Origin of the sequence: Gordonia sp. BP-119, from assembly GCF_016924115.1 — a bacterium.
GTDB lineage: Bacteria > Actinomycetota > Actinomycetes > Mycobacteriales > Mycobacteriaceae > Gordonia > Gordonia hongkongensis.
Genome location: NZ_JAFFZF010000014.1, coordinates 82,700 through 105,058 on the forward strand (window position 1 = coordinate 82,700; position 22,359 = coordinate 105,058).

The following is a 22,359-nucleotide window of genomic DNA, read 5'->3' on the forward strand; positions in this document are numbered from 1 at the left end:
CGGTGTCCTAAGTGCTCGACTGGAACCACCTCTCAGCACGTCGCGTCGACGCTCCTGCGTCGCCCCTGGACGACCCACTCGACACGCCCGCAGCACAGGCCATGTGACGTGTCGAGGCTTCCCGGACGGTCGGGGTTGGGTGGCTGTGATGTCGCTGCGTTCTCGTCGAGGGGGTCAGCAGACTCGATCAGGGTCGATTGGGATGAGACGCGAAGGCGGTCAGGTCAGGGCGGCCGAAGCCTGCCGGCGGGGTAGCGTCGGTCACGTCGAGGTCTTTCGGATGGATGGCGTAGGAACCTCCATCGTCGGGAGACCTCGACGTCTACCTGCGGACCGACGCGTTCGGCCGACCTACACCCTCATCTGGGAAGAGCCGGGGAATCCCTCCGGCGGGCGTCGGTGTTGTGTGTGCGGCTGCTCCCCCGCTCCAATGTTCCTGCGAGAGTTGCGGATTCACCGATCGCGCTAGAAGCGCGGGTGCTCCCCGAGCAGGGTGACGCGAGAGTCGTTGTCCGAGCGGTCACTCGCGCGCTTGACGGTGCCGAGGACCCAGTTGTCGACGTGCCGTGCCGTCAGCACGGCCTGCGCGCGGTCGGTGTCCTCCGGCGCGACGACCGCCACCATGCCGACGCCCATGTTGAAGGTGCGTTCCATCTCGAGCTGTTCGACCCGGCCGCGCTGACCGATGAGCGCGAAGATCGGGGCCGGCGTCCACGTGTTGCGCTCGAGCTCGGCCACCAGCCCGTTCGGGATCACACGCGCGAGGTTCTCGGCGAGGCCGCCGCCGGTGATGTGCGCGAATGTACGCACGTCAGCCTCGGCGATCAGGGCCAGGCAGTCGCGGGCATAGATCCGGGTCGGCTCGAGCAGCTCCTCGCCCAGGGTGCGACCGAACTCCTCGACATGACCGAACAGGTCCATGTGACCCCACTCGAGCAGCACCTTGCGGGCGAGCGAATACCCGTTGGAGTGCAATCCCGACGACCCCATGCCGATGACGACGTCGCCGGCGCGGACGCGGTCCGGGGTGAGCACGTTGTCGGCTTCGACGACACCGACCGCGGTGGCGGACATGTCGTAGTGGTTGTCCTGCATCAGGCCGGGGTGTTCGGCGGTCTCGCCGCCGAGCAGGGCGCAACCGGCTTCGACGCAGCCGTCGGCGATGCCGGCGACGATCTGGGCCACCGTCTCGGGGACCACCTTGCCGACCGCGATGTAGTCCTGCAGGAACAGCGGCTCGGCGCCGCAGACGACCAGGTCGTCGACACACATTGCGACGAGATCGCGGCCGACGGTGTCGTGCTTGTCGATGGCCTGTGCAACGGCGAGCTTGGTGCCGACGCCGTCGCTGGCAGCGGCCAGGACCGGCTCCCGATAGTTGCCCTTGAGTGCGAACAGACCGGAGAAACCGCCGATCCCGCCGAGAACCTCCGGGCGAGACGCACGCTTGGCATGGGGCGCGATGAGTTCCACAGCCCGCTCACCGGCGTCGATGTCGACCCCGGCCGCCGCATACGACGCCGGTGTCGAGCTCCCGGCCGTCTCGTCGGCAGCAGCATCCCGCTCCGTCATCACCGCAGCACTCCCGTTCCAGAAAATCTCGGTCGAACGTTGTTTCCGGCGTGTTCGCCGACGGGTCATACGGTACCGGAGGGCCTACGGCACGAAATCAGGGCCGCATGACCGCGCTGACGTTGTCGTTCGGCTGGGTCAGCGGGTCCACCGAGCGGTCGCCGGCCGCGCTCGCCAGCATCTGTTCGAGGACCGCCTTGCCCATCGAGGTCTCCTTGGGCAGCTCGATCGGGTACTTGCCGTCGAAGCACGCAGCGCAGAGGCTCGACGCGGCCTGCCCGGTCGAGTTGATCATCTCGTCGATGCTGATGTACCCCAGCGAATCGGCACCGATGGCCTGCCGGACCCCCTCGACCATTCCGGCCTCGGACTCCATGCCGTTGGCGATCAGTTCCGCCGGGGACGCGAAGTCGATCCCGTAGAAGCACGGCCACCGGACCGGGCTCGACGCGATGCGGACGTGCACCTCGGCGGCACCGGCCTCGCGCAGCATCCGGATGAGCGCGCGCTGGGTGTTGCCGCGCACGATCGAGTCGTCGACGACGACGAGCCGTTTGCCGCGGATCACCTCGCGTAACGGATTGAGCTTTAGGCGGATACCGAGCTGGCGGATCGTCTGCGACGGCTGGATGAAGGTACGGCCGACGTAGGCGTTCTTCATCAGTCCCTGGCCGTACGGAATCCCGGATTCCTGGGCGAACCCGACGGCCGCCGGCACGCCCGACTCCGGTACCGGGATGACCAGGTCACCGTCGGCGGGGTGTTCCTTGGCGAGTCGGCGACCGATCTCGACGCGGGTCGAATGCACCGAACGACCGTGGATCACCGAGTCGGGACGGGCGAGATAGACGTATTCGAAGACGCAGCCGCTGGGGGTCGGCTCGGCGAAGCGCGTGCTGCGCACGCCGTCGGCGTCGATGGCCAGGAGCTCGCCCGGCTCGATGTCGCGGACGAACGACGCACCCACGATGTCGAGGGCGGCGGTCTCCGAGGCGACGACCCAGCCGCGGTCGAGGCGGCCGAGTGACAGCGGGCGCACACCGTGCGGATCGCGCGCGGCGTAGAGCGTGTGCTCATCCATGAAGGTCAGGCAGAACGCGCCCTTGAGGGTGGGCAGCAGTTCCATCGCGGCCTGCTCGATCGAGCTGTCCGCGGCGCCGTGCGCGAGGAGCGCACCGACGACATCGGAGTCCGACGTCGCCGCCGAACTCTTGATCCCCTGCTCGCGTGCACGCGCCGCGAGGTCCGCGGTGTTGACCAGGTTGCCGTTGTGGCCCAGGGCGACGCCGGTCCCGGCGTCGGTGGTGCGGAAGATCGGCTGCGAGTTCTCCCAGGTCGTCGAGCCGGTGGTGGAGTACCGGCAGTGGCCGATCGCCACATGCCCGCTCATCGCACCCAGGGTCTGCTCGTCGAAGACCTGGCTGACGAGTCCGAGGTCCTTGAACACGACCACCTGGCTGCCGTCGCCGACGGCGATGCCCGCGGCTTCCTGGCCGCGGTGCTGCAGGGCGTAGAGGCCGTAGTAACTCAGCTTGGCGACGTCCTCGCCGGGCGCCCAGACACCGAAGACACCGCATTCCTCACGCGGTTCGTTCTCGAGATCGTCCAGCGGGGCCGGATTGATCGCACCCGAGCCGCGTGCGGAGCATCCGCCCGCCGGCGTCGTGGCAGCGAGCAGGTTCATGTGGGCGATCGAATGATCAGGCATCGACTAGCTCCCTGGGGCTGCGAATCGGTCCGTCGAGTGGGCTGGGAGACACGCGTGAGTTTACGGGTCGGTCGGCTCCCGATGCGAATCTTCCAGCGGTGTCGACCGGCGGGTCATTCCCGACGCCCCGGTCGAGTGATGCATCACACTCCTACTCCCGGTCGCCCGGCGGGCCGATCGGGATGAGCGGCAGCAGGTCGGCGATGAGTGCCGCGCGATGCCCGGACGCATCCACCAGGCCCGCGGCGAGGGCGTCGTCGTAGGTGAGGACACCGGTGACGAGGAGCAGCCAGGTCCGCGGCGCCATCTCGACGACGTTCGGCGGCGTTCCGCGGGTGTGACGGGGACCTTCGATGCACTGGACCGCGACGAACGGGGGCATCCGGACCTCGACCGAGTTCCCGGGGGCGAGCTGCTCGAGTGTCCGGGCCGATCGACGGACGGCGTCGGCGAGGGCGGCGCGTCCCGGGGTCGGCACGGTCGGGTCGACGAGCCAGTCCGAGACGGCCAGCACCGCGGCCCGGACCTCGGCGGGGTCCACTCTCCTGCGTGGTGGCACCCGGCCATCTTCGCAAGGGGGTTCGCGCCGATGCGGATCGGGCAGTATTGACCGCATGGGAGCCGAGGTGTCCAAACAGCAGTTCACCGGCGAGGACCGGGTTCGTTTCCGGCGTCAGGTGGGTCGCGGCACGGAAGCGATCGCGCGGATGCTCGCCGACGGGCTGTTCACCGATCAGGGCCGTCCGCCGAAGCCGTTGCTCGGCATGGAGGTCGAACTGAACCTCGTCGACGAGGACATGCAACCCGCGATGGCGAACGCCGCCGTCCTCGAGGCGATCGCCGATCCGGACTATCAGACCGAACTCGGCCAGTTCAACATCGAGATCAACGTCTCGCCGCGACCGTTCACGACCGACGATACGATCTCGCTCGAGCAGGCGTTGCGGACGTCGCTCAACCGGGCCGAGCAGCGGGCCGCACAGACGTCGAGCCACCTGGTCATGATCGGCATGTTGCCGACACTGAAGTCCGAACACTTCGCGCATCACTGGATCTCGGCGAACCCGCGCTACGACCTGCTGAACGAGCAGATCTTCGCCGCCCGCGGCGAGGATCTCGAGATCGACATCACCGGCGTCCCGCTGACCGATGGACACCACACCGAGCACCTGCGCACCTCGACCGATTCGATCCTGCCCGAGGCGGCCTGCACCTCACTACAGCTTCACTTGCGGGTGGCGCCGGAAGACTTCGCCTCGCACTGGAATGCGGCACAGGCCATCGCCGGGGTGCAGGTCGCCCTGGCCGGGAACTCGCCCTTCCTCGCCGAGACCGCGTTGTGGCACGAGAGCCGCATCCCGGTCTTCGAACAGGCCACCGACACCCGGCCGCTGGAGCTGAAGAACCAGGGTGTCCGGCCGCGAGTGTGGTTCGGAGAGCGGTGGATCAACACGATCTTCGACCTCTTCGAGGAGAACACGCGCTATTTCCCCGCGCTCCTCCCCGTCTGCACCGACACCGACCCGCTCGCCGAGCTCGACGACGGACGCATCCCCACCCTCGACGAACTGCGTCTGCACAACGGGACCGTCTACCGCTGGAACCGTCCGGTCTACGACATCCACGAGGGACAGGCCCACCTGCGCGTCGAGAACCGCGTGCTGCCCGCCGGTCCCACGGTCGTCGACACGATGGCCAACGCCGCCTTCTACTACGGCGTCGTCCGAGGCCTCGTCGAGTCCGACCGTCCGCTGTGGTCGCGGATGTCCTTCAACGCCGCCGCCGAGAACCTGCAGTCCGGCGCCCGCACCGGCATGGAGTCGCAGCTCTACTGGCCCGACGTCGGCTGGGTGCGACCCGACGAACTCGTCCTGCGCCGACTTCTGGCGCTCGCCGAAGACGGGCTGCGCCGGTTCGGCGTCTCCGACAAGGCCCGCAAGCGCTACCTGTCGGTCATCGAGGGACGCTGCATCTCCCGCCAGACCGGGTCGGTCTGGCAACGCCATGCGGTCGCAGTCCGCGAACGCGCGGGTGAGAGCCGGACACAGGCGCTGCACGGGATGCTCCGCGACTACGTGACCCAGATGCACGAGGGCGAGCCGGTGCACACCTGGGAGGTCTGACACCCGCCTCGGCGTTCGGCAACGGACCTTGCTTTAATGGAAACAATTTCCATTAAGGAGGCTCCGTTGAAGGTCCGTGCATCCATCCGGTCGTTGAAGAACCAACCCGGCTCACAAGTGGTCAAGCGCAAGGGGCGCATCTATGTGATCAACAAGGGCAACCCCAGATTCAAGGCGCGCCAGGGCTGATCGCCGTCGGGCGGCGGCCCCGCCCGCGGGCACCGGCAACCTCGAATCCACGATCGTCGGTTTCGTCGACACCGCGCTCGCCGCCCAGAACGCGGTCGTCGCCGCCGAATCCCTGGAATTCGGAACGGTGTTCGTCGGGTCGATCCGCAACCACCCCCTGGCGGTGGCCGACGAACTCGGCCTACCCGACCATGCGGTCGCGACCTTCGGTCTGGCGATCGGACGACCCGATCCGACCGAGCCCGCGGGTATCAAACCCCGCCTGCCCCAAGCGGCGGTTCTCCACCACGAGACCTACGACGCCGAGTCTGCGGACTCCCACGTCGAGGCCTACGACGAGGTCCTGTCCGGTTACAACCGTCGGTATGGTCTCGAGGGAGACTGGAGCACAAGGGTTCTCGCTCGTCTCGCCCATGCCGAGTCGCTACACTTGCCGGGAGCGACTGCGTGCGCAACTCGAGGCACGCGGGCTGCCGTCGTGGTGATCGTGTTCGCTGACCCAACCGACAATACTCATCGCCCCGCCGAATCCTACCGGTCGCCACCGACAAGCTCCCGCAGCACAATGAATCTGATTCACATTGCCGGGCAATTGTTTTCGTGGTCAGACCTGCCGAACTCGTGTACACTCGAACGTACATTCGCAGCAACGGTTCTCGGGGGAGGTGACCGTCATGCCCAGCACCACACCACTCGCCGACCACGGTTCGCCCGTGTCTCGCGCGGCCAAACTCGTCGCCGAACTACACGCGAACCTCGACGAACTACAGACCGTCGACTTGTCCTCGTGCACCGACGAAGAACTGATCGACGTCGCCTCTGCCACCGAACGTGCCATTGCGCGGTTGACCGTTGCCGGTGACCGGCAGATCGATCAGGCCGTGGCTCGTGATCTGCCACGCAAGGCCGGCTGCCGCACCCTCATGCAGTTCATGACCCACCGGCTGCGGGTGTCGAACCCGATGCGTCGTCGTAAGCAGATGGACGCCACCGCCCACCGGACCAGCCTCGGCGGCGAGGTCCTCCCACCCGAATACCCCTGCCTCGCCGAAGCTTTCGCACAAGGCGCAGTCGGCACCGCCCACGTACAAGCCACCCTCGACGTCCTCGACCGCATCCCGGGCACCATCGACCACGACATCAAGGTCGCCGCCGAACGACAGATGGCCGAGATCGCCGAAGCTCACACCCCCGCCGAGATCACCCAGCTCGGTGCGCGGCTGCTTGCCCACCTCGACCCCGACGGCACACTGTCAGACGACACCGACCAGAAACGACGCCGCGGCCTGTGGATCGGCCGACAACGCGCCGACGGCACCGCCAAAATCTCCGGCACCCTGACCCCCGCACTCGCCGCCCGGCTCACCATGATGTTCGCCGTGTGGGGCAAACCCGGACTCAACAACCCCGACGACCCCCACTCGCCCCAAGGCCCGGCCGGCACCGCCGACCCCGACGCCCTGACCGCCGCAGCCGACCGCGACGGACGCACTCTCGCCCAGACGAATCACGACGCGCTCGACGCCGCACTGGCCGCCGGCTTCGCCGACGGAACACTGGGCACCTCGCACCGAGGCCTGCCCGTCCAACTGATCATCAAAGCCGACCTCAACGACCTCATCCGCGAAGCCGGACTCGCCACCACCGCCACCGGCACCCTGCTACCCATCCGGGACTTGATCGCGATGGCCGGTGACGTCCAGCCGTGGTTGGCCATCTTCAAAGACGCCACCACCGTCCCCCTGCACTTCGGACGGGGCAAACGCCTCGCCACCCGCGAACAACGCCTGGTCTCCTTCGCCCGTCCCGACGGGGAAGTGTGTTCGGCACCCGGGTGCGATCAACCCGCCACACACATCGAGCTTCATCACGCCGAACGAGACTGGGCCAAGGGCGGACTCACCGACATCGACGACCTCGCACCCGCCTGCCCACGCCACAACCGCATGGTCGGCGACCAAACCGGCCAATACACCACCCGCATCGCCCGATCCGGACCCGACGAAGGCCGCTGCCTCTGGCGATTGAACGCCGAACCCGGCGCACCACCCAACCCCGAACACCTCAACCGCCGACCCGACATACCCCGGCGGTTCGCACAACACCTGAACACCGTGCGCAACGAGATCCACGGACCTGCCACCAGGCCCGGCGATGAGTCGCGCCCAACCCTTCGTGACGCGCCCTCCGCAAGCTCCGGGCGCTCCTCAGGGAGCAGCGGGCGCCCCGACGCCGTCGGCTACGGCGACCGCGGCCGGCGCCTCGAACTCGCCTACCGACAACTCGTCCATCCGCGAACACCGCCGGAGCACCTCACCACCCCACCGCTGACCCCGGTCGAAGCAGCACTCGCGCGCATACTCACCGATCACGCGTGATCGCAGCGCTGCTCGCCAACTCAGCGCCGACGGTGAGTCGACGGCGGCCGCACAGATAGGCCGTGTTGGTTCCGGCGCATCGGCTACTTCTGCGCGAACAACCCCCGACCCGTCACGAGCGGGAGGTCGAGCGCGGTGACCAGGCCGGGTTTCGCATCGACCACCGCCGCAACGGAATTGACCAGTCGCATCGCGGTGACGATCATCCCGGACACGTTGTGGTCGCCGTTCTCACCGTGGTGCCCGAACTCGACCGTCATCTCCGGTTCGCCGGAGATGGCGATGCGGTAGCAGCCGTCGCCCTCGTTCGGGGTCGGCCAGTCCGGGCACTGGTCGGGGTGGGTGCGCGTATAGTGCTCCAGCACAATGCGATCCACGCCGTCGACCTGACCGGCGACCTCGAACCGGACCGCGGCCATCGTGCCCTTCGGGATCTCGACGGACACCGTCGAGTAGTCGCGGTCCGCCTCGACCCGCTCGACGCGTTCCACGAGCGGCTCGTCGAGCACGAGGTCAAGTCCGGCGGCGATCTGTCGCACGACACTCCCCCACCCCATCGACAGGATGCCCGGTGCGAACAGCAGCGGCGTGGCGTCCAGGGGCTGCCCGAAGCCGAACAGGTCACGCATGACGACGGGCTGATAGTAGGTCGAGTAGTCGGCGATCTCCTGGCAGCGGATCTCGTCGATGCGCTGGGAGAGACTCGTCATCGCCAGCGGCAGTGCGTCATTCGCGAAACCCGGGTCGATGCCGTTGACGTGGAGGCTCGCGCCACCCGCCGCACCCGCGGCGGCGATCCGATCCAGCAGCGAGTCGGGCAGGATGCCATGGGGGAACTGCAGGACCACCGGCCCGCTCGACACCACGTTGATCCCGTTCTCCACGAAGAAGATCAGATCCTCGATCGACTCCATGACGCGGTCGTCGGTCATCGCGGTGTGCACGATGCAGTCGGGTTTCAGGGCGATCAGCGCGTCGCGGTCGCCGGTCGCCGCGACACCCAGCTCACGGTCGAGACCCGCGAGTTCGCCGGCGTCCTTGCCGACCTTGGCGGGGTCGGACACCCACACACCCACGAGTTCGAGGTCGGGCCGGGCGTCGATCCCGGCGATGGCATGTCGTCCGACGGTTCCGGTCGACCACTCGACCACGCGCAATGTCATGCGATCCAAACTAGAACACGTTCCAACTTCGCCGTGCGAATTCGGCGAGATGCGCCTCGCCAGTGGTGTGTCTCGGAAATAGGTGGCCGGTATCCGGTGGAGCGATCGGCGGTCTGGCAAGGCGGAGGAGGGAGGGATAGCGGAGCTATCTCGACCGACGACAACGCAGCCAGGCGCCGATCGAGCGCTGGAGACCAGTCGTTTATTTCCGAGACACACCACTAGAGTCGGGAGCTGTGACCGCGACGTCGCCCCCGGACCCCGCCGCCCCGATCCACATCGACCACGACGGCCATCGGACGATGCTCAAGTGGCACCGCGGCCGGCGGCGCGCCGACGACACGGCGTTCACCGCGACCCGGATCGTCGAGGGCATGCGGCTCGGCGCGAGTATCGAGATCGATCTGGTGATCCACGCCGAGCGCGGTTTCGCCGTCCTGCACGACCGCACGGTCGACCACGCCACCACCGGCACCGGCGTGGTGTCGGCGCTCCCGGCGTCGTATCTGCGGGAACTGTCCCTGCGGGACAACCGCGGCCGGCCCGTCGACGAGCACGTCCTCCTGCTCGAGGACCTGACCGAACTCTTCGACGGCGTCGACATCGCGCCCACCGCGTCCCTCCAGCTCGACTTCAAGGAGGACGACGCCGCGCTCGATCCCGAGGCCGTGGCGGTGTTCGCCCGCAGTGTCGCACCCCACGCCCGCCACTACATCTTGTCGTGCGGCGACGCCGCGGCGGTCGACACGTTGACCTCGGCCGCACCGGGCATCCGGATCGGTTACGACCCTTGCCATCACGGTGCCGCCGACGCGGCGATCCGCTCCGGGGACTTCGACGGCTTCGTCGACCGCGCGGTGGCGGCATCGCCGGAGGCCGAGATGGTGTACCTGGAGAACCGGCTGATACTGGCGGCCGACCACCGCGGCCACGACCTGATCGGCGCGTTCCACGAGCGCGGTCGGCTCGTCGACGGGTACACGGTGACGCGGGTCGGACCGCGCGTCATCCCGGACATCAGGCGACTGCTGGAGTTACGGGTCGACCAGATCACGACCGATGATCCCGAGGCCCTGGCGACGCTCGACCTCGATGCCCCCGCACGTGATTCCGGTTCGCGGCTGGTGCGCTGGATCCGCGGCAGCAGCCGACGCTCAGACGTGCAGTGACCAGAACGGTTCGACAGGGATGTTGCGGACGACGAACCAGGCCAGCACGACCACCAACACGACGACCCCGGAGTAGCGGAGGTGCTGCCAGCTGCGAACCCGGCGGCCGGTCCACAGTCGCAGGCAATAGGCGCCGAAGGCGAAGAGCAGCAATCCCATTGCGAGCACCCCGACGGCGTTGTAGTGCAGCGCCGCCGGGACATCGCCGTGCAGCAGCGAGTAGATCGCCCGTAGCGACCCGCACCCCGGACACGTCACCCCGAAGATCAGCTTGGTCGGACAGACCGGCAGGGCACCGCCCGGTGTCGTCGGATCGGCGAACCACACGGCCCCGCAGACCATCCCGGTCCCGGCGACGACCGTCGCCGGACCGAGGTACCGATGCTTCGAAAGGGCCGACACCCGTCCGAGGACGGCCCTCTCGAAACGCTCAGTAAGTGGACGTCGACGCTGAAGCACCGAGGATCAGCGCGAACAGGACGAAGTAGACGATGACGATCAGGACCCAGATGATGACGGCGGAGATGGCACTCCACATCGCCCACTTCTTGGCCTCGTCGGCCGCCTTCTGCGCACCGGCGTAGTCGCCCGCGGCCCACAGCTTGCTGACCGAGGTCGACTTCACGATCGACACGATCCCGAGCGGTAGACAGCAGAGCACCGTGGACAGGATCGCCCACACGAGGTTGTTGTCCGGTTCCGGGCCGGCCGGGTTCCCGCCCGGGAACCCGCCGTACGGCTGCTGTCCGTAGCCACCCGCGCCGTAGTTCGGCGGCTGGTTCGGATCATTGGGGTAGCTCATCTGCGCCCTTTCGACTCGGTCAGAGAACTCCAGGAGCGTAACCGTTCGTCACCGGGCGCGACATGCCTGGAAACGATATTGATTCCATTGACATACAACGGAATCCTCGCAGGCCGGACCGTTGCGTGATGCAACTAGGCCGTGCTCTAGACCGTGTCGCCGAACAACCCCGGAAGGGTGCCCTCGTGCGCCTCACGGAGTTCGGCGAGGGGCACCGAGAAGTAGTCCTGGACCTCGACGGCGTCGCTGCCCTGGTCGACCACACCGATGCGTGTCCACGGCATCGAACGGGCGTCGAGCATGGCGGTGAACCGCGATTCCTCGGTGCGCGGGACCGCCACGAGCACGCGCCCGGCCGACTCGGAGAACAGCCAGACGAACGGGTCGGCGTCCTCGGGCAGCAGGACGCGGCACCCGGTCTCGCCGGCCAGGGCCGCCTCGACGACGGTCTGGATGAGGCCACCCTCGCTGAGATCGTGTGCCGCGGAGATCAATCCGTCGCGGGACGATGCGGACAGGATCTCGGCGAGCAGACGTTCGCGTTCGAGGTCGACCTGCGGCGGGACGCCACCGAGGTGGTCGTGACTGACCTGGGCCCAGATCGAGCCGTCGAATTCGTCGCGGGTCTCACCGAGCAGGATGAGTGTCTCGCCGGGTTCGGTGCCGATGCCGGTCGGGATGCGGCGGTGCACATCGTCGATGACACCGAGGACGCCCACGACCGGGGTCGGCAGGATGGCCGTCGCGCCCGTCTGGTTGTAGAAGCTCACGTTGCCGCCGGTGACCGGGATGCCGAGCTGGGCGCAGCCGTCGGCGAGCCCTCGGACCGCCTGCTGGAACTGCCACATCACCGCCGGGTCCTCCGGGGAACCGAAGTTGAGGCAGTTGGTCACGGCCTTCGGCGTCGCCCCGGACACCGCGACGTTGCGGTAGGCCTCGGCGAGCGCGAGCTGCGCGCCACGGTAGGGATCGAGGAACGTGTAGCGGCCCGACGCGTCGGTCGCCAGTGCGATGCCTCGCCCGGACTCCTCGTCGATGCGGATCATCCCCGAATCGGCGTGCTCGGCCAGGACGGTGTTGCCGCGCACGTAGCGGTCGTACTGGTCGGTGATGAACTTGCGGCTGCACAGCGCGGGCGAGGCGAGCATGGCCAGCAGCGTCTCGCGCAGCTGGTCGGGTGTGCTCGGGCGCTGCAGCGGTTCGGTGGTCGACGCGATGACGGTGTCCTGCCAGTCGGGCCGGGCGACGGGACGCTCGTACACCGGACCGTCGTGGGCGACGGTGCGCGGCGGCACGTCGACGACGGTCTCACCGTGCCAGGTGATGACCAGCTGATCGCCGTCGGTGACCTCGCCGATGACGGTCGCGAGCACATCCCACTTGCGGCAGACCTCGAGGAATTTCTCGACGTTGTCCGGGGTCACGACGGCACACATGCGTTCCTGCGACTCGCTGGAGAGCACCTCCGCCGGGGTCATGCCCTCGGCGCGCATCGGCACCTTCTCCAGGTCGATGTGCATGCCACCGTCGCCGGCCGCGGCGAGTTCGCTCGTGGCACATGACAATCCGGCACCGCCGAGATCCTGGATGCCCACGACGAGTCCGGCGTGGTACAGCTCGAGGCAGCACTCGATGAGCACCTTCTCGGTGAACGGGTCGCCGACCTGGACACTGGGCAGCTTCTTGCGATTCGGACCCGAGCCCTCGGAATCGTCGAAGGTCTCCGATGCCAGGACCGAGACACCGCCGATGCCGTCGAGACCGGTGCGCGCACCGAACAGGATGATCTTGTTGCCCGCGCCCGAGGCGAAGGCCAGGTGCAGGTCCTCGGTGCGCAGCACGCCCGCGCACAGCGCGTTGACGAGCGGGTTGCCCGCGTAGCTGGCGTCGAAGACGGTCTCACCGCCGACATTGGGCAGGCCGAGGGAGTTGCCGTAGCCACCCACGCCGCGCACCACACCGTCGACGACGCGCCGGGTGTCCGGGGCGTCGGCCGGGCCGAAGCGCAGCTGATCCATGACCGCGATCGGGCGTGCGCCCATGGCCATGATGTCGCGCACGATGCCACCGACTCCGGTGGCGGCGCCCTGGTACGGCTCGACATAGCTCGGGTGGTTGTGCGATTCGACCTTGAAGGTCACCGCCCACCCGTCACCGATGTCGACGACGCCGGCGTTCTCGCCGATGCCGGCCAGCATGCTTGCGCGCATCTCGTCGGTGGTGGTCTCACCGAAGTAGCGCAGGTGCACTTTCGACGACTTGTAGCTGCAGTGCTCGGACCACATGACCGAGTACATGGCGAGCTCCGCGTCGGTGGGCCGGCGACCCAGGATCTCGCGGATGCGCGCGTACTCGTCGTCCTTGAGACCGAGTTCGCGGAAGGGTTGCGGATGGTCCGGGGTCTGGGCAGCGGCTGAGACGGTATCCACCTGGGCACTCACCCGGACAAGTCTAGGCGTGCGCGGGCGGTTGCGGCCGCCGGGGCGCCTCGGGTGCGCGCCCTGGGAGATCTGCGACGGATGTCACGCCGGTCTAGCGATACTCTGTCTCCGGCGACCGCCCCCCGGGGTGTGTCGTCGTGGTACCCGGGGAGAACGGTTCGGGGTCGGTGTGCGCCGATGGGACGACACAGGGGGAAACGATGGCCGATGTCCGCAAGGCGAGGGCACTCTTCGAACTCGGCGTCCTGTCCCTGAACATCCCGGTCGAAGGTCAGGAACCGGTCGACAATCCCGCTCAGGCCGCCAAGGCCTTCACCCGTGCGACCGAATGGGACCCGGCCCTGGGCGACGCCTGGATCGGCCGGCTGGCCTGCGGCGACAGCAGCAACGAGGTCCTCCTGGGCCTCTATCGTGCCCGCGGGTCGATCGGCGCGGAGCAGCGCCGGCTCGGGCTCCCGCCCGGCACGATCGCGGGGCGCTGGTACACCGGGATGCTGATCGACTTCCCGGCGTCGAATGCCGTCGAGGCGACCGCGGCCTACGCGGCCAGTCTGGTCCGCGGCGCGGACTTCGCCGGTGCGGAAGAGGTCCTCGACGAGGTACCCCCGGCGCACCGCGTGCCGATCGTGGATTTCGTCCGCGCGTTCCTGCACTTCGCCACCCAGCGCTGGCCCGACGTCCTGACCTCGCTGACCAGGTCCGACCGGTGGAACGACCCGTACATGCAGGCCGTCGCCGACTTCATGGCCGGGACGTCGTGCGTGCATCTCGGCATGTACGGCGAGGGCATGCGGCGCCTGCAGAACGCGGTCGACGGCCCGATCCCGTCCTGTTCGACGCAGGCGATCTTCGTCTACGGCCTCGCGCTGCGCGAGCAGGGCCACGAGGAGAAGGCGAAGTCGATGTTCGAGCAGGCCTACGCACGTGACCCGTCGCTGACCGGCGCGGCCGACGCCATCCGGTCGCCCTCCTACCGGATGCCCCCCACGACGCCCGAGCAGATCGCCGAGCGCACCGACCGGTGGGACCCGAAGTCGGTGCCCGATCGCGCCGAGTCCCTGGTGTCGTCGACCTCCGGGGACCCCGCCGAACAGAATTCGCTGGTGACCGAGGCGCAACGGGAGCTGGCCGAACAGATCGGGCTCGAGTCGGTCAAGCAGCAGGTGGCCAAACTGCAGTCCACCGCGACCCTGGCGAAGGTCCGCGCCGACCGCGGGCTGTCGACGTCGGCCCGCAGCCTGCACCTGGCTTTCACCGGACCGCCCGGCACCGGCAAGACGACCGTGGCCCGCATCGTCGCCAAGATCTACTGCGGCCTCGGCTTCATCAAGTCCGACAAGGTCGTCGAGGCCACCCGCCGCGACATGGTCGGTGAACACCTCGGCAGCACCGCCATCAAGACCGCGGCGCTCATCGACTCCGCGATGGACGGCGTCCTGTTCATCGACGAGGCGTACACGCTCATCCAGCAGGGGCTGTCCGGCGGCGACGCGTTCGGTCGCGAGGCGGTCGACACCCTGTTGGCCCGGATGGAGGACGACCGTGACCGGCTGGTCGTGATCATCGCCGGTTACGACGCCGAGATCGATCGGTTCCTCGCCTCCAACGACGGACTGGCGTCGCGCTTCGCGCGCCGGGTGCGCTTCGACTCCTACACGCCTGACGAGCTCGCCCGCATCGCCGATTTCATTGCGCGCAAACGTGATTCGTCGTTGACCCGGGATGCGATGCTCGAGATCGAGCAGGCGTGCGCTCCGCTGTACCACGACGTCCGCGAGCATCAGGGCACCGCGCGGCGCGCCACCGATCTCGCCGGCAACGGCCGTTTCATCCGCAACATCATCGAGGCGGCCGAGGAGGAGCGCGAGTTCCGGCTCAGCACCGCCGGCGACTTCGATTCACTCAGCCAGGACGACCTGATGCGCATCGAGACCACGGATGTCCGGGCCGCCATCTCGGGCGTGCTCTCCGGCCTCATGCGCTGACCGCGCCCCATCCCATCCCGCACCACCGGTCACCACCCGGACCGCTTCCCGAGGAGTTCCGTGATGTCTGTTCCCGCCCGCCGATCCCGCCCCGCCGAGCTGGCCGCGGGCCTGTCGATGGCCGCGATGATGATGCTGGCGATCGGTGCGTGTTCGTCCGACGACGCCGCGCCCGCGCCTTCATCCGACAGCGCGGTCCCGACCACGAGCGCCACCGAGACGAGCAGCTCCGCCACATCTGCGGACAGCAGCCGGGCCAGTGCGTCAACGTCGCGCGGCTCCGGGTCCGGTTCCGACACCGGGTCCGGCTCCGCGTCGACCATGACGTGCACGGAGTTCCGCGAACTCGACGACGCCCGGCGGGCGGCGGTCCTGACCGATTTGGACGTGACCGACAATGTCCAGCAGGTGGCCACCGTGGCGGCGACGGTCTGCCTGACGCGGCCCGACGACACCATCGCCGCTGTCGTCGCCGAACTCCTCCCGCGCTGATAGTTTCACCAGCTATGAGCAACAGTCCGTGGGCCCTGCTGCACGGGCCGCTGTTCACTCGGGACAGCCCGCTCGACCGCAAGCACGCCGCGCCGCGCATCAGTGCCTACATCTACGGCAACATCCTGATCTTGGCCGTGCTCATCCCGTTGCACGTCGAGGACGACTTCGTCGGTATCGCGATCCTCGCGGGCACCGCCGCGTCGACCTTCATCGCGCACGTCTTCGCCGAGGGCGTCGCCCGGCGCGTGTCGGACGGCAAGGTCGAGCCGACGCGATCAGAGGTACTCGGTCATCTCCGCGACTCGGTGCCGATCCTGACCTCGGCGCTTCTACCTTGCGCGATCCTGTTGCTCGGCCTGATCGGCTGGATCGAGCCCCGTACCGCCCAGTTGATCGCAGAGATCGTGATCCTTCTGCGCATCGGCGGCACGGTCTTCGTCATCGACCGGCTCAACAACGAACGGCCCAGCCGGGCAACGCTGTTCAGCTCCGGAGCGGTCACGCTGGTGGCGACCGTGATCGTCGCGATCAAGGTCGTGGTCACGCACTGAGGCGCTCGGACGTCAGCCGCCGGCACCCTCGGTGGTGACCGTGAGGATCGCCTCGGTGAATTCCGGCCGGCAGATGACGAGGTCGGGCAGGTAGGTGTCCTCGTTGTTGTAGACGAGGGGCGAACCGTCGATCCGCCCGCACCACAGACCCTTCGCCTTCGCGACGGCGACCGGCGCGGCCGAATCCCACTCGTATTGGCCGCCCGCATGGACGTAGGCGTCGGCCTCGCCGCGCACCACCGCCATCGCCTTGGCCCCGGCGGACCCCATCGGCAGCACCTCGCCGGCCATCGCCGCGGCCACCTCGTCGGCGAACGCCGGTGGGCGCGAACTGCTCACGACGACGCGCGGGACCCCGGTCCGGGGCCGGGACGCCAGGCCTTCCACGGGCTCGACGGTGGAACCGTCGTCGAGGTAGGTCACCCCGAGGGCCGGCAGGGCGACCGCACCGGCGATCAGCCCGTCGTCTGCCGACCACAGCGCGACGTGCACGGCCCAGTCGCTGCGACCGCCGCCGGGTTCGTAGGTGCCGTACTCGCGCGTGCCGTCGACCGGATCGATGATCCACACGCGCGACGCCGACAGTCGCGACTTGTCGTCGGCCGATTCCTCCGACAGCACGGCATCGTCCGGCCGCTCCTGTGCGAGGCGCCCGAGGATGAACTCGTCGGACCGGCGGTCGCCCTCCTGACCGAGCTCTTTGCCCGTCAATCCGCTGGAGCGTCGGATGTCGAGCAGGAGTTCACCTGCGGCGGTGGCCAGTTCACCGGCCAGGGCACGATCGTCGGTCACGGGGTTTCCTCTCGGTCGGGATACCGGTGGCAGGACGCGGCGCTTCGCGCCGGACGGCTATGAGGCTGCGCTCACAGACCCAGGTTACGCAGCACCAGGTCGGCGACCTCGGACGGCGGGCCGTCGTCGGGGGTGATGTGCAGATCCGGGTCGGACGGACGCTCGTAGGGCGAGTCGATGCCGGTGAACTGACTGATCTCCCCCCGCCGCGCGCGGTCGTACAGCCCCTTCGGGTCGCGTCGTTCGCATTCGGCGAGCGGGGTGTCGACGAAGATCTCGTAGAACGGCAGCCCACGCTCGGCGTGGATCTCCCGGGCCCGCTGCCGTTCCTCGGCGAACGGGCTGATGAGCGAGACGATCGCCACCGAACCCGAGTCGGCGAACAGCGCCGCCACCTCGCTGGTCCGGCGGATGTTCTCCCGGCGGTCGTCGTCGGAGAAGCCCAGATCCGAGTTCAGGCCGTGCCGCAGGTTGTCCCCGTCCATCAGGTACGCCGGACGCCCCTCGGCGACGAAGCGCCTTTCGAGTTCGACCGCCAGCGACGACTTCCCGGAGCCGGACAGACCGGTCAGCCAGATCGTCGCACCGCGGTGCGCACGGTGCTCACGGCCGACCTTCGTCGCCTGCCAGACGACATGACTGTCGTGACTCACCGGCGCCGTGATCATCCCCGCAGCGACCGTCCGATTCGTGGCCTCGTCGATCAGGATGAAGCTGCCCGTGTCGCGGTTGCGCCGGTACGAGTCGAAGGTCACCGGCTCCTGGGTATGCAGGGTGACGCGCCCGATCTCGTTGAGCGACAATCCCTCCGCCTGCTCGTCGCGGTGCAGCGAGTTGACGTCGAGGCGATAGTTGAGCCCGTTGACCTGCGCGCGGGTCAACCGTGTTCCGCAGAGCAGCTGATACCGGTTGCCCGGTCGCAGTTCGGCGTCGTCGGCGAACCAGCACACCATCGCGTCCAGGTCGCGTCCCACGTACGGCCGGTTGTTGGGGCGGGCCAGCATGTCGCCGCGCACGATGTCGATCTCGTCGGCGAGTTCGACGGACACGGCCATCGACGCGAAGGCCTCGTCGACCGGCTGGCCGCCGGGCGCCCAGATCTCGGTGATGGTCGTGCTGAAACCGCTGGGCAGGACGACGATCTCGTCGCCCTTGGCGAGTACACCGCCGGCAACGGTGCCCGCGTAGGCGCGGTGGTCGGCGCCGTCGCTGCGCTGCGGCCGGATCACGTACTGGACGGGCAGACGGGTGTCGATCAGGTTGCGGTCGGAGGCGATGTAGACGTGCTCGAGGTGATTCAGCAGCGGACGCCCCTCGTACCACGGCATCGCCGCGGACTGTTCGACGACGTTGTCGCCCCGCAGCGCCGACATCGGGATGAACGTCAGGTCGACGACGTTGAGCTTGGTCGCGAAATCGACGAAGTCCGCGCAGATCCCGTCGAACCGCTCCTGCGACCAGCCGACGAGGTCCATCTTGTTCACGCAGACCGTCAGGTGCGGGATGCCGAGCAACGACGACAGGAACGCGTGCCGCCGCGTCTGCTCGAGCACGCCCTTGCGCGCGTCGATCAGGATCATCGCGAGATCGGCAGTCGAGGCACCGGTCACCATGTTGCGCGTGTACTGCACATGGCCGGGGGTGTCGGCGATGATGAACTTCCGCCTGGGCGTGGCGAAGTACCGATAGGCGACGTCGATGGTGATGCCCTGCTCGCGTTCGGCACGCAGCCCGTCGGTCAGCAGGGCGAGGTTCGCGTACTCGTCACCGCGCTCGGCGCTGGTGCGCTCGATCGATTCGAGCTGGTCGGTGAAGATCGCCTTCGAGTCGTAGAGCAGCCGGCCGATGAGTGTCGACTTGCCGTCGTCCACCGAGCCCGCGGTCGCCAGACGCAGCATCTCCGTCGCGCCGCCGACGGCGTTGAGGTCGCCCATCAGAAGTAGCCTTCCTTCTTGCGGTCTTCCATCCCCGACTCGGAGATCCGGTCGTCGGCGCGCGTGGCTCCCCGCTCGGTCAACCGGGTGACCTCGATCTCCTCGATCACCTTCATCACGTCGTCCGCGCCGGACAGCACACAACCGGTGCACGTGGCGTCGCCGACGGTCCGGAACCGCACGGTCTCGGTCCGCACCTCCTCACCCGGGAGCTCCTGCAGGAAGCGGGTTTTCGCGAGCAGCATGCCCTCGCGCGGGATCACCTCGCGCTGGTGCGCGTAGTAGATCTCCGGCAGATCGATGTCCTCGGCGGCGATGTACTGCCAGATGTCGAGCTCGGTCCAGTTCGACAGCGGGAACACCCGGATGTGCTCCCCCTTGGCGTGCCGCCCGTTGTAGAGGCGCCACAGCTCGGGTCGCTGCTCGCGCGGATTCCACGCGCCGAACTCGTCACGGAAGCTGAACACGCGCTCCTTCGCCCGCGCCTTCTCCTCGTCGCGCCGGGCCCCGCCGAACACGGCGTCGAAACGGTTCTCGGTGATCCCGCGCAACAGCGCCGCGGTCTGCAGCCGGTTGCGGCTGGCACCCGGGCCGGTCTGCTCGACGACCCGCCCGGCATCGATGTCGTCCTGCACCGAGCTGACGAGAAGGCGAACCCCGGTCTCGGCGACCACGCGATCGCGGTACTCGATCACCTCGTCGAAGTTGTGCCCGGTGTCGACGTGCATGAGCGGGAACGGGATCGGCGCCGGCCAGAACGCCTTCCGCGCCAGATGGAACATCACCACGGAGTCCTTGCCGCCGGAGAACAGCAGAACCGGACGTTCGAAGGTCGCGGCGACCTCGCGGAAGATGTGCACCGATTCGGCCTCGAGCGCCGCGAGATGCGAGAGCTCATAACCGTGGTGACGACGACGCCGGTCCTCGGTGTCGTCGGGACGACGTCCGTCGTCGGCGTCGATGGTGATGGCCACCGGAGCAACCCCCTTGACATGTCGAATATTCGACACTATGTGTTGACAATGTGACACAAACCGTAGGTGACTTCTCCGACGCGCGTCAACCGGCACGTGCGGCGTCGCCACCGACCGCCCGGGTCGTCCGCATCGTCGAACTCCTCGCCGACGCCGAACAACCGGCGCTGACGCTGGCCGAGATCGTGCGTCAGACCTCGATGTCGCGCGCCACCGCGCACGCCGTCGTCTCCGAACTCGTCGACTGCGGATGGCTGATCCGGGACCCGTCGGCCGGCACCTTCGGCGTCGGACCAGCCTTCGTCGGCCTCGTCCGGAACGCCGACGGCGCGGACCACCTCGTACGGTGGGCGGCGTCGGCGGCGCGCGACCTGTGCGAACGGTTCGACGTCCCCTGTTTCGTCGCCCGACGGACCTCGGCCGACGCGGTGACCCTGGCGTCGCACGCCTTTCCGCCCCACCTGGCACCGGAGACCGCGCAGCATCCCTGGTTGCGCAACGGCAGCCGCATCCGGCTCCGCCCGCCGATCTGTCGGGAGTTCATCGCCTTCGACCCGGACGACGCCCGGTCGAACTGGATCGGCCAGGCCGCCGAGTCCACCCGCACCCGGCTGGGCATGGTGCTCGACGTCGTCGCCGAACGCGGCTACTCGATCGAGCGCATGACCGACGACCACGTGGCGATGATCGAAGCCCTGAGCTCCCTCGACACCATGTCGGACACCCTGCGCGCGCGGGTCGGCGACCTGCTCACCGAGCTGTCGGTCATCGATTACCTGCCCGAGGAGATCGACGCCTGCGCGGCCGACGGCACAGGGGTACCCGTGGTCACCATCGGCGCCCCCGTCTTCGACTCCGCCCGTCGGGTGGTCGCGGCCATCGTCGTCTGCCCGAACACCACGCTCGACGTCGCCGAAGTGCGCCGACTCGGCGAGGCCACGCGTGCTGCCGCCGACGGGATCTCGAGTCATCTCAGCTGAGGGGCGGGTCGACCGATCGAATGAACACAGCGCCCGGAAATACCCACGAAACGGACTTCCCTGCGGAAAACTGACCGGTGATCACGACACGTCACCGTCGCCACCAGCAAGGGAGTCGAGATATGCCCAGCACCAAGACGATCACCCGGTTGGCCGCCGCCGCCATCGCTCTAGCCTCGGCTGCCGGGCTCGGCGTCGCGGCCACCGGCGACGCGAACGCGGTGTCCCGCGAGTATCCGCTGTCGACCTGCGTGGGCCTGAGCCCGAACGTCGTCGACGTCCCGTTCCTGGCGCGACGCACGATCGTGAGCACGTATGCCGGCAACGCCTACATCGCCGCCGACTTCACCAGCTATTTCCCCGGCGGGTATCAGTCCTCGGCTCGCCTGGACTGGCACAACCTGGCCACCGGCAAACGCGGCTCGAAGGTCAGCAACGTCCGCGTGAACCCGCCCTACCAGGGCGTCCACTACTTCGTGATCCCCGTCAACCAGATCGGCAAGGGTCGCGTCAACGTCACCTTCGGCGCGGTCAACCGCAACGCACTCTGGAGCATCCCGTCGACCAGTTGCAGCGGGAGCATCGTCATCCCCTGAGCCGGACCGCCACCGATGACTTCCGGCGGCACCCTGCTCAATCCGGATCCACACCCACTGGTCCCTGATCCGAAAGAAGCGACCCCATTGCTCCCTGAGGTGTGAGGAGCGATAGCGACGAGCCACGAAGGGCCTGGTGAGACAGGTTGCGGAGCCCTTCGTGGCTCGCTTCGCTCGCACCTCAGGGAGCAGAGATGTGGACGCTTAAGAGTGTTCTTTCGTAGTCCACGCAAGACCTGCAACGCTGCCGGCCCGACACGACGGCGCCACTTCGACGGAACTTGCGCTGCCCCGACATGTGACCGGCATGGCGGCCGTCGTGGACTACGCAGCGAACGCTCGAGAGCGTTCTGTTCATGCTCCCTGAGGTGCGAGTGAAGCGAGAGGGTCCTATAGCTTGTCAAGTGCTCCGAGGTCAGTGGTGAGGTCGCGGAACACTTCGCGGGCGATGTAGCGCTTGAGGCAGCGGAGGATGTCTTTCTTCGTTTTGTGTTCGGCGGAACGTCG

20 protein-coding genes and 1 pseudogene are annotated in these 22,359 nt (G+C 68.1%); 10 read left to right on the plus strand and 11 right to left on the minus strand.

The features are described 5' to 3' along the window. Window positions 1-465: 465 nt before the first annotated feature. The 3 genes from purM to JW364_RS10740 all read right to left on the minus strand — a co-directional run bounded on the left by purM (window position 466) and on the right by JW364_RS10740 (window position 3,839). Entirely contained in the window at window positions 466-1,572 is a 1,107-nt protein-coding gene (purM, locus tag JW364_RS10730; protein ID WP_065629158.1) for a phosphoribosylformylglycinamidine cyclo-ligase, read from the minus strand. A 97-nt stretch (window positions 1,573-1,669) separates the two neighbouring features. Next, on the minus strand, window positions 1,670-3,280 hold the full coding sequence (gene purF / locus JW364_RS10735; protein ID WP_065629157.1) for an amidophosphoribosyltransferase: 1,611 nt from the start codon (window positions 3,278-3,280) through the stop codon (window positions 1,670-1,672). 151 nt (window positions 3,281-3,431) lie between these two features. Beyond that, a complete protein-coding gene (locus JW364_RS10740) occupies window positions 3,432-3,839 on the minus strand; it encodes a sterol carrier family protein (RefSeq protein ID WP_068972216.1) in 408 nt (135 codons plus the stop codon). A 55-nt stretch (window positions 3,840-3,894) separates the two neighbouring features. Between JW364_RS10740 and JW364_RS10745 the strand changes: the two genes are divergently transcribed. The 4 genes and pseudogenes from JW364_RS10745 (at window position 3,895) to JW364_RS10760 (ending at window position 7,970) form a co-directional block, all read left to right on the plus strand. After that, the gene (locus tag JW364_RS10745) at window positions 3,895-5,403 is read left to right on the plus strand and encodes a glutamate--cysteine ligase (RefSeq protein WP_205334152.1); all 1,509 of its coding nucleotides are present in this window, start codon (window positions 3,895-3,897) and stop codon (window positions 5,401-5,403) included. Between the two features lie 66 nt (window positions 5,404-5,469). Next, window positions 5,470-5,592, plus strand: a complete 123-nt coding sequence (gene ykgO, locus JW364_RS10750) for a type B 50S ribosomal protein L36 (RefSeq protein WP_033205406.1) — start codon at window positions 5,470-5,472, stop codon at window positions 5,590-5,592. A 112-nt stretch (window positions 5,593-5,704) separates the two neighbouring features. Continuing rightward, window positions 5,705-5,755, plus strand: a pseudogene (locus JW364_RS24130) (hypothetical protein); the annotation flags it as partial. Window positions 5,756-6,266: 511 nt separating this feature from the next. Continuing rightward, window positions 6,267-7,970, plus strand: coding sequence for an HNH endonuclease signature motif containing protein (locus JW364_RS10760; protein ID WP_205334153.1), 1,704 nt, complete (start codon window positions 6,267-6,269; stop codon window positions 7,968-7,970). 83 nt (window positions 7,971-8,053) lie between these two features. On the opposite strand, the gene JW364_RS10765 is transcribed toward JW364_RS10760, so the two are convergent. Next, window positions 8,054-9,133 carry a diacylglycerol kinase gene (locus JW364_RS10765; RefSeq protein WP_065629154.1) on the minus strand — a complete coding sequence of 360 codons (1,080 nt, stop codon included), beginning with the start codon at window positions 9,131-9,133 and terminating at the stop codon, window positions 8,054-8,056. Between the two features lie 302 nt (window positions 9,134-9,435). Between JW364_RS10765 and JW364_RS10770 the strand changes: the two genes are divergently transcribed. Further along, window positions 9,436-10,302 carry a glycerophosphodiester phosphodiesterase family protein gene (locus JW364_RS10770; protein WP_205334159.1) on the plus strand — a complete coding sequence of 289 codons (867 nt, stop codon included), beginning with the start codon at window positions 9,436-9,438 and terminating at the stop codon, window positions 10,300-10,302. Here the strand turns inward: JW364_RS10770 and JW364_RS10775 are convergent. From JW364_RS10775 to purL, 3 genes are all read right to left on the minus strand, one after another. Next, window positions 10,288-10,644 carry a DUF2752 domain-containing protein gene (locus JW364_RS10775; RefSeq protein WP_205334158.1) on the minus strand — a complete coding sequence of 119 codons (357 nt, stop codon included), beginning with the start codon at window positions 10,642-10,644 and terminating at the stop codon, window positions 10,288-10,290. The genes JW364_RS10770 and JW364_RS10775 overlap by 15 nt on opposite strands. Before the next feature lie 88 nt (window positions 10,645-10,732). After that, on the minus strand, window positions 10,733-11,104 hold the full coding sequence (locus tag JW364_RS10780; RefSeq protein WP_065629153.1) for a CD225/dispanin family protein: 372 nt from the start codon (window positions 11,102-11,104) through the stop codon (window positions 10,733-10,735). Between the two features lie 146 nt (window positions 11,105-11,250). Then, a complete protein-coding gene (gene purL, locus JW364_RS10785) occupies window positions 11,251-13,545 on the minus strand; it encodes a phosphoribosylformylglycinamidine synthase subunit PurL (protein WP_175401056.1) in 2,295 nt (764 codons plus the stop codon). 200 nt (window positions 13,546-13,745) lie between these two features. Here purL and eccA point away from each other — a divergent pair, with 200 nt between their 5' ends. Next, window positions 13,746-15,530, plus strand: coding sequence for a type VII secretion AAA-ATPase EccA (gene eccA / locus JW364_RS10790; protein ID WP_205334154.1), 1,785 nt, complete (start codon window positions 13,746-13,748; stop codon window positions 15,528-15,530). A 29-nt stretch (window positions 15,531-15,559) separates the two neighbouring features. On the opposite strand, the gene JW364_RS24135 is transcribed toward eccA, so the two are convergent. Beyond that, the gene (locus JW364_RS24135; protein WP_240198931.1) at window positions 15,560-15,853 is read right to left on the minus strand and encodes a hypothetical protein; all 294 of its coding nucleotides are present in this window, start codon (window positions 15,851-15,853) and stop codon (window positions 15,560-15,562) included. Here JW364_RS24135 and JW364_RS24140 point away from each other — a divergent pair. Both JW364_RS24140 and JW364_RS10800 read left to right on the plus strand, forming a co-directional pair. After that, entirely contained in the window at window positions 15,852-16,022 is a 171-nt protein-coding gene (locus JW364_RS24140) for a hypothetical protein (protein ID WP_240198932.1), read from the plus strand. The two genes, JW364_RS24135 and JW364_RS24140, sit on opposite strands and share 2 nt — an antisense overlap. A 14-nt stretch (window positions 16,023-16,036) precedes the next feature. Next, the gene (locus tag JW364_RS10800) at window positions 16,037-16,576 is read left to right on the plus strand and encodes a hypothetical protein (RefSeq protein WP_159370126.1); all 540 of its coding nucleotides are present in this window, start codon (window positions 16,037-16,039) and stop codon (window positions 16,574-16,576) included. 12 nt (window positions 16,577-16,588) lie between these two features. On the opposite strand, the gene JW364_RS10805 is transcribed toward JW364_RS10800, so the two are convergent. The 3 genes from JW364_RS10805 to cysD all read right to left on the minus strand — a co-directional run bounded on the left by JW364_RS10805 (window position 16,589) and on the right by cysD (window position 20,264). Then, window positions 16,589-17,368, minus strand: coding sequence for a 3'(2'),5'-bisphosphate nucleotidase CysQ (locus tag JW364_RS10805; RefSeq protein ID WP_058252581.1), 780 nt, complete (start codon window positions 17,366-17,368; stop codon window positions 16,589-16,591). Window positions 17,369-17,439: 71 nt separating this feature from the next. After that, the gene (gene cysC, locus JW364_RS10810; protein ID WP_159370125.1) at window positions 17,440-19,302 is read right to left on the minus strand and encodes an adenylyl-sulfate kinase; all 1,863 of its coding nucleotides are present in this window, start codon (window positions 19,300-19,302) and stop codon (window positions 17,440-17,442) included. Then, on the minus strand, window positions 19,302-20,264 hold the full coding sequence (gene cysD, locus JW364_RS10815) for a sulfate adenylyltransferase subunit CysD (protein ID WP_205334160.1): 963 nt from the start codon (window positions 20,262-20,264) through the stop codon (window positions 19,302-19,304). Before cysD ends, cysC begins: the two co-directional genes overlap by 1 nt. Window positions 20,265-20,326: 62 nt before the next feature. Here cysD and JW364_RS10820 point away from each other — a divergent pair, with 62 nt between their 5' ends. After that, on the plus strand, window positions 20,327-21,256 hold the full coding sequence (locus JW364_RS10820) for an IclR family transcriptional regulator (protein ID WP_205334156.1): 930 nt from the start codon (window positions 20,327-20,329) through the stop codon (window positions 21,254-21,256). A 122-nt stretch (window positions 21,257-21,378) separates the two neighbouring features. After that, the gene (locus tag JW364_RS10825) at window positions 21,379-21,852 is read left to right on the plus strand and encodes a hypothetical protein (RefSeq protein ID WP_205334157.1); all 474 of its coding nucleotides are present in this window, start codon (window positions 21,379-21,381) and stop codon (window positions 21,850-21,852) included. The last annotated feature ends 507 nt before the right edge of the window (window positions 21,853-22,359 follow it).